This window comes from Streptomyces sp. NPDC029151 (assembly GCF_055564315.1).
Map to the genome: position 1 here is coordinate 1,520,213 of NZ_JBVHWQ010000001.1, position 6,925 is coordinate 1,527,137.

Genomic DNA, 6,925 nt, shown 5'->3' on the forward strand with positions numbered 1-6,925 from the left:
AGTTCTCAGCCCCTTCTCACTGCGACAGGCGGTCGAGGATCAGCGGGCCCAGGTCGGTCACGTCGCCCGCGCCCATGGTGAGAACGAGATCACCCGGCTTCGCCATTCCCGCGATCACCGCGGGGATCTCCGCCTTGTCGTGCACGGCGGTGACGTCGGCGCCCGCCGCGCGCGCGGCCTCGATGATCAGCTCGCTGGTCACGCCGGGGACGGGGTCCTCGCGGGCCGGGTAGATGTCCAGGACCACCGAGGCGTCGGCGAGGGCCAGGGCCTGCCCCATCTCCTTGCCCAGCTCCTGGGTGCGGGAGAAGAGGTGCGGCTGGAAGACCACGAGGATGCGGGCGTCACCGGCGGCGGCGCGCATGGCCTCCAGGTCGGCGGTCATCTCGGTGGGGTGGTGGGCGTAGGAGTCGATCACCTGGACGCCGGCGGCCTCGCCCTTGAGCTGGAGGCGCCGCTTGACGCCGGTGTAGGCGGCGAGCGCGGGCGCCAGTCCGGCGGCCGGGACGCCGAGGGCGGCGCCGGCGGTGAGCGCGGCGACGGCGTTGAGGGCGTAGTGCCGGCCGGGCACGGAGACGGCGAAGGTCAGCTCCTGTCCGTCCAGCACCGCGGTGACCTGGCTCTTCAGCCCCTGCGGGACGATCGACAGCACGCGTACGTCCGCGTCGGCGGCCTCGCCGTAGGTCACCACCCGCACCCCGCGCGCGGAGACCCGCCGGGTCAGCTCCCGGGCGCCCTCGTGGTCCGCGGACACGACCAGGGTGCCGCCCTCGGTGATCCGGTCCACGAACGTCTCGAAGGATTCGTAGATCTCGTCCATGGACGCGTAGTTGGCGTGGTGGTCCAGCTCGACGTTGAGGACGATGGCGACCTCGGGCGCGTACTTGTGGAAGCTGCGGTCCGATTCGTCGGCCTCGGCGACGAAGATGTCGCCGTCGCCGTGCAGCGCGTTGGAGCCGGGCGCGTCCAGGTCGCCGCCGATGGCGTACGACGGGTTCAGGCCCAGCTCGCCCAGCGAGACGGCCAGCATCGAGGTGGTGGTGGTCTTGCCGTGGGTGCCGGCCACGGCGATCGGCCGCAGCCCCTCCATCAGCGCGGCCAGCGCGTCGGAGCGGTGCACCACCGGAACGCCGAGCTCGGCGGCGCGGGCCAGCTCCGGGTTGTCCTGGCGGATCGCCGACGACACGACGACGCAGCTGGCGTCGTCGGCCAGGTGCTCGGCGGCGTGCCCGATGTGCACGGTCGCGCCCAGTGCCCGCAGCGCCTCGACGGTCGCCGACTCCTTGGCGTCGCTGCCGGCCACCTCGGCCCCGCGCTGCGCGAGGATCTTGGCGATGCCCGACATCCCGGCGCCGCCGATGCCGATGAAGTGCGGTCGGTCCATGGCGGTAGGAAGGCCGGGTGCCATGCGTTTCTCCCCAGGGGCGGTACGTACTAGAGCGGCCCTAGCCTATGCGCTGCGGCGCCGGAGTCCTCGCAGCGAGGGCGAGCCGAGCGGCTACGCCTTGCTGTGCGAGAACAGCTTCAGCACCGGCACCCCCACCCTGTGCCGCGCCCGGGAGGCCCAGTCCCGGTGGAAGAACTCCTCGACGTAGTGCGGATCGGTGAGCACGATCACCTCGTCCGCGCCCACCTCCGCCACCAGCGCCTTGAGCGCGTCCAGCGGATGGTCCTCGACCAGCCGCCCCTCCGCCGCGCTCCCCGCGGACCGCAGCGCCTGGAGGGACACGCCGAGGGCCTGCTGCCCCATGCTCCGCGCCTCCTGCCCCTCCGGCGTCTCCCCCTCGCGCACCGCCTCGTCGAGTTCGCCGAGCGCGATGTCGTCGATGGCCCGCAGCAGCCGGTCCGCCTGCTCGCCGCGCGGCTGCAGCAGCACGTGGAAGGAGACCGGCTCGTCCCCGTGCAAGGTGGTGACGAACTCGACGTCGGCGGACGTCAGGGCCTTCTCGATCATCAGAACGCTTGTGAACACCAGGCGCCTCTTCTCCTTAGAGGGCCCGGCCGGGCCCCTGCGGAAACCATCCTTCCCCGTGATCGCACGGGTACTGCCGCTCTGAGTCTGCCCGCCGGAAACTAAGCGGAACAGCAGATTCCGCTGTTAGGGCCGTCGGTAGCGGCTGAACAGGAATCCGTCCTCCTCCAGCAGCGACGCCAGTTCGAACCGGTGCGGGACGGCGACCGACGGCCCCCCGGCGATGCGCTGGGCGCTGCCCGCGGTGAGCGTCGGCGAGACCGTCAGACACAGCTCGTCCAGCACGTCGGCGGCGATCAGCTGGCCGAGCAGCCGGGGGCCGCCCTCGGTGAGCAGCCGGGTGTGGCCGAGGTCGGCGAGGGCCTGGACGGCACGGGCCGGCTCCACGCCCATGCCGGCACCGGCGACCACCACGCGGGCGCCGGCCTTCTCGGCGGCGGCGACCCGGTCGGGGGCGGCCGCGGCGCCGGTGAGGATCAGCGTGGGCACCAGGGGGGAGGTGAACAGCGGCAGCGTGAAGTCCAGCTCCAGGCCCGCGGTGACGATCGCGATCGCCGGGACCGGTCCCTGCCCCGCGGCCTCGCGGGCCCCGGCGAACTCGGCACGCGCGCGTGCGGGGCGGTACCCCTCCTGCCGTACCGTTTCCGCGCCCACCAGCACGATGTCCGCGAGCGCCCGCAGGGTGCCGAAGATCCGCATGTCGGTGGCGCTGGAGATGGGCTGGGAGCGGCCCTCGTGCTGGGCGGCGCCGTCGAGGGAGGAGACCATGTTGGCCCGGAGCCAGGTCCGGGGGGCGCCCGGCGCGGGCTCCGGGTAGGCGTAGGCGGCGGCCAGCTCGGCGAGGCTCCACTCCCGGTTCCCGCCGGGCACCCGGGCGCCGGCGGCCCCACCGGCCTCCTCCCCCTCCGGGCTCCCGCCGGGGGCCTGGGCTGCTGTCTCTTCGGTCACAGGGAACAGGCGTCGCATGCCGTGCAGTGTGACACGGCGCTTAGCATGAGGGATTGTGTCGTCCTCCACCGCCGCCCCCGGTTCCAGCCCTCTGCCGGAAGCCGGCCCCCTGTCCCTGTGCGCCCGTCAGCCGCACGTCCCCGCCGAGCGGCTGGTCGCCGAGATGGTGCCGCCCCCGCGCTTCGACTCGGTGCGCTTCGCCACGTACATCCCGGACCCGAACCAGCCGAGCCAGACCGAGGCCGTCCGGGTGCTGGAGGGTTTCGCGGCCGGGCTCGGCGGAGCGCAGGCCTCCGGCAACGGCAGGCGCGGCCTGTTCGGCTTCGGCCGGGCCAAGGCGCCCAAGACACCGGCGGGCCCGCGCGGGGTGTACCTGGACGGCGGCTACGGCGTCGGCAAGACCCACCTGCTCGCCTCCCTGTGGCACGCGACCCCGGCCGAGCCCTCCCGCAAGGCGTTCGGCACCTTCGTCGAGCTGACCAACCTGGTGGGCGCCCTCGGCTTCCAGCAGACGGTGCGGACGCTGTCCGGGCACAGCCTGCTGTGCATCGACGAGTTCGAGCTGGACGACCCGGGCGACACGGTCCTCGTGTCGACGCTGCTCGGCAAGCTGGTCGAGGCGGGCGTGGCGCTCGCCGCCACCTCCAACACGCTGCCCGGCAAGCTGGGCGAGGGCCGCTTCGCGGCGGCCGACTTCCTGCGCGAGATCCAGGGACTGTCCGCCCACTTCCGCGCCCTGCGCATCGACGGCGAGGACTACCGCCACCGCGGCCTGCCCGAGGCCCCGGCCCCCTTCTCCGACGAGGAGGTCATGAAGACCGCCTTCGCCACCGAGGGCGCCTCGCTGGACGACTTCCCGCATCTGCTGGAGCACCTGGCCCGGGTCCACCCGAGCCGGTACGGCGCGCTGACCGACGGGGTGCGGGCGGTGTGCCTGACCGGTGTGCAGCCCGTGCCGGACCAGTCGACGGCACTGCGCCTGGTGGTGCTCGCGGACCGGCTCTACGACCGTGAGGTCCCGGTGCTGGCCTCGGGGCTGCCGTTCGACAGGCTGTTCAGCGAGGAGATGCTGAACGGCGGCTACCGCAAGAAGTACTTCCGCGCGATATCCCGGCTCACCGCGCTGGCCCGGGACGCGCAGGGTCTGCTCGGCGCCTAGCCCCGCCCCGCCATCCGGCAGCCAGCCGGTCACCGTCCGCGGGCCAAGGGCGATTTCAGGCCACCCGACCCGCATTTTTCACGCTCTCTTCGGCGCGTAACGCCCCGTTAACCCTGCAAAGGACTTTGCAGGGTTAACGTGTTTCTTGACCATCCATTGACCAACCTTTGGTCTGGACAAGAAACATGAACGCGAGGAGGGGGGGCTCATGTTCCGAGGTACGACGGCCAGGACCCTGCTCGCCCTCCTCGGCACGGCCCTGCTCGCGTTCCAGCTCTTCACGTCCACCGGAACCTTCGCGTCCGCGCATACACACGGTCGGGCGTGGGCCAAGGCTGAGACCGGAATCATCCCCTCCGAGCAGCTGGTCCGGGACGGAGCGGAACAGGCCCGCACCCCGGGCCGCCCGGGTGACCCCGCGGGCGCCCCGCACGTGCGCGACCGGCACCGCCGGCCCTCGTCCGGCTGCTGCCAGGAACACGCCCTCATACCCGGCCGCGCGGTCGCCGCGGACCCGTCGGGAGCCTCCGACGCCCGGCGTCCGCACACGCCGAGAGCCTCCAGAGCCCACGCCCCGGCGGCGCTGCAGGTCTTCCGCTGCTGACGGCGGGCCGCTCTCCACACCCCCCCACAACCGTTGTGCACGTCCGACGCGCCAGGCAGGCGCGCCAGGAGGAACCCACACACATGCAGCCCCTCATCGACAACGCCCGTACCTTCGGACAGCGCCCTGAGGAGTTCGCCGAGCTCGCCGAAGGCCAGTCCCCCCAGGTGCTGTTCATCACCTGCTCCGATTCCCGGGTCGTCCCGGCCCTGATCACGGGCGCCCGCCCCGGCGAGCTGTTCGAGCTGCGCACCGCGGGCAACATCGTCCCGCCCCACACGTCCGGGCACCCCACCAGCGAGGCCGCCACCATCGAGTACGCCGTGGAGGTGCTCGGCGTCCGCGACATCGTCGTCTGCGGCCACTCGCACTGCGGCGCCGTCGGCGCCCTCGTGCGCGGGGACGACCTGGACGCCGTACCCGCCGTGCGCGACTGGCTGGCCTCCGCCACCCCGCGTCCGGCCGGCGCGGCCGAGGACCCGGAGGTCGCCGAGGGCGTGCAGAGCCATGCCCTGACCCAGCTGCTGCGCCTGCGCTCGTACCCCTGCGTCGAGCGGCGACTGGCGGAGGGCCGGCTGACCCTGCACGCCTGGTACTACGAGGTGCACACCGGCGCCGTACGGGCGCACCGCCCGCAGACCGACACCTTCGAGTCCCTGTGAGCGCGCCGATGACCGACCGCGACCGCACCCTCATATCCCGTTTCCCGCACCTGAAGGAGGACTTCGCGGCCTCGCTGGTGGTCTTCCTGGTCGCGCTGCCGTTGTGCGTGGGCGTGGCCGTCGCCTCCGGCGTCCCGGCCGAACTCGGCCTGGTCACCGGCATCGTCGGCGGCATCGTCACCGGGCTGATGCGCGGCAGCAGCCTGCAGGTGTCGGGCCCGGCGGCCGGGATGACCGTGCTCGTCTTCGAGGCGGTCAAGGAGTTCGGGCTGCCGGTGCTCGGCGTGATCGTCCTCATCGCGGGCGCCCTCCAGGTGGCCATGGGCCTGCTGCGGCTGGGCCGTTACTTCCGCGCCATCTCCGTCTCCGTCGTCGAGGGCATGCTGGCCGGAATCGGCCTGGTGATCATCGCCGGGCAGCTGTATCCGGCGCTGGCGACGAAGGCGCCCGACTCCGGCCTGGGCAAGATAGCCGGGCTGCCGGGGGCGTTCTGGGACGCCTTCGGCGACACCGGCGCCCTCGCCTCGCTCGCGGTGGCCGCGGGCACCGTCGCGGTGCTCCTGCTGTGGAAGCGCACCCCGGCCAGGGTGCGCGCGGTGCCCGGTCCGCTCGCCGCGGTCGGGCTCGCCACACTGGCCGCGTTCGCGCTGGACCTGCCCGTGGCCACGGTGGAGGTCAAGGGGCTGCTCGGCTCGGTCCAGCCGCCGCCGCTGAGCGCTTTCGGCGAGCTGGCCGGTGCCGGCCTGCTGGGCACGGTCGTCGCCTTCACCCTGATCGCGTCCGCCGAGTCGCTGTTCAGCGCGGCGGCCGTGGACCGGCTGCACTCCGGGCCGCGCACCCAGTACAACAGGGAACTCGTCGCCCAGGGCACCGGGAACCTGGTGTGCGGGGTGCTCGGCGCGCTGCCGATGACCGCGGTGATCGTGCGCAGCGCCGCCAACGTCCAGGCCGGCGCCCGGACGAAGGCCTCCCGGGTCATGCACGGCGTCTGGCTGCTGCTGTTCGCGGCGCTGCTGCCCGGCGTGCTCGCCTACATCCCGATCCCGGCCCTCGCGGGCATCCTGATCCACGCGGGCGCCAAGCTCGTCCCGGTCCGGGCGCTGGCCGGGCTGTGGCGCGAGCACCGCGGGGAGGCACTGGTCCTCGCCGCGACGGCCGTCTCCATCGTGGCCGTCAGCATGTTCGAGGGCGTGCTCATCGGTCTCGCGCTGGCGGTGGTGAAGACCGCCTGGGAGGCCTCGCACGTCAGGCTGGAGGTCGTGGACAAGGGCGCCGGCCCGATCGAGGCGCACCTGTCGGGGAACGCCACCTTCCTGCGCCTGCCGAAGATCCTGGACAGCCTGGAGTCGCTGCCCCAGGACCGCCCGGTCCGGCTCGACCTGTCCGGGCTGCACCACCTGGACCACGCCTGCCGCACGGCCCTGGACAACTGGGCCGCACGGCACAGCGCGGCCGGCACGGAGCCGGTGAAGCTGGTCACCGCGGCCTGAGCACCCGCCCGTGGGGGGGGGGGGGGGGGGGGGGGATCGTGGTCCCGCCCACCAGGATGCTTTTTTGACCCCCCAACACAAAAACCTCCT

7 protein-coding genes are annotated in these 6,925 nt (G+C 73.1%); 4 read left to right on the forward strand and 3 right to left on the reverse strand.

Features of this window, described 5'->3' with window-relative positions; genetic code table 11:
• Positions 1-16: 16 nt before the first annotated feature.
• From murC to ACZ4VF_RS06155, 3 genes are all read right to left on the reverse strand, one after another.
• The gene (gene murC, locus ACZ4VF_RS06145) at positions 17-1,408 is read right to left on the reverse strand and encodes a UDP-N-acetylmuramate--L-alanine ligase (RefSeq protein WP_467923435.1); all 1,392 of its coding nucleotides are present in this window, start codon (positions 1,406-1,408) and stop codon (positions 17-19) included.
• A 90-nt stretch (positions 1,409-1,498) separates the two neighbouring features.
• Complete coding sequence (locus ACZ4VF_RS06150) at positions 1,499-1,972, reverse strand: indole-3-glycerol phosphate synthase (protein ID WP_467923436.1); 474 nt, start codon at positions 1,970-1,972, stop codon at positions 1,499-1,501.
• A 126-nt stretch (positions 1,973-2,098) separates the two neighbouring features.
• Positions 2,099-2,938 (reverse strand): pyrimidine reductase family protein, encoded by an 840-nt coding sequence (locus ACZ4VF_RS06155; protein ID WP_467923437.1) that lies wholly within the window; start codon positions 2,936-2,938, stop codon positions 2,099-2,101.
• A gap of 37 nt (positions 2,939-2,975) precedes the next feature.
• On the opposite strand from ACZ4VF_RS06155, the gene zapE reads away from it, so the two are divergent.
• The 4 genes from zapE (at position 2,976) to ACZ4VF_RS06175 (ending at position 6,835) form a co-directional block, all read left to right on the forward strand.
• Positions 2,976-4,079 (forward strand): cell division protein ZapE, encoded by a 1,104-nt coding sequence (gene zapE, locus ACZ4VF_RS06160; protein WP_467923438.1) that lies wholly within the window; start codon positions 2,976-2,978, stop codon positions 4,077-4,079.
• Positions 4,080-4,287: 208 nt separating this feature from the next.
• The gene (locus ACZ4VF_RS06165; RefSeq protein ID WP_467923439.1) at positions 4,288-4,683 is read left to right on the forward strand and encodes a hypothetical protein; all 396 of its coding nucleotides are present in this window, start codon (positions 4,288-4,290) and stop codon (positions 4,681-4,683) included.
• Between the two features lie 83 nt (positions 4,684-4,766).
• A complete protein-coding gene (locus ACZ4VF_RS06170; protein WP_467923440.1) occupies positions 4,767-5,345 on the forward strand; it encodes a carbonic anhydrase in 579 nt (192 codons plus the stop codon).
• 8 nt (positions 5,346-5,353) lie between these two features.
• Positions 5,354-6,835, forward strand: coding sequence for a SulP family inorganic anion transporter (locus ACZ4VF_RS06175; RefSeq protein WP_467923441.1), 1,482 nt, complete (start codon positions 5,354-5,356; stop codon positions 6,833-6,835).
• Positions 6,836-6,925: the final 90 nt, after the last annotated feature.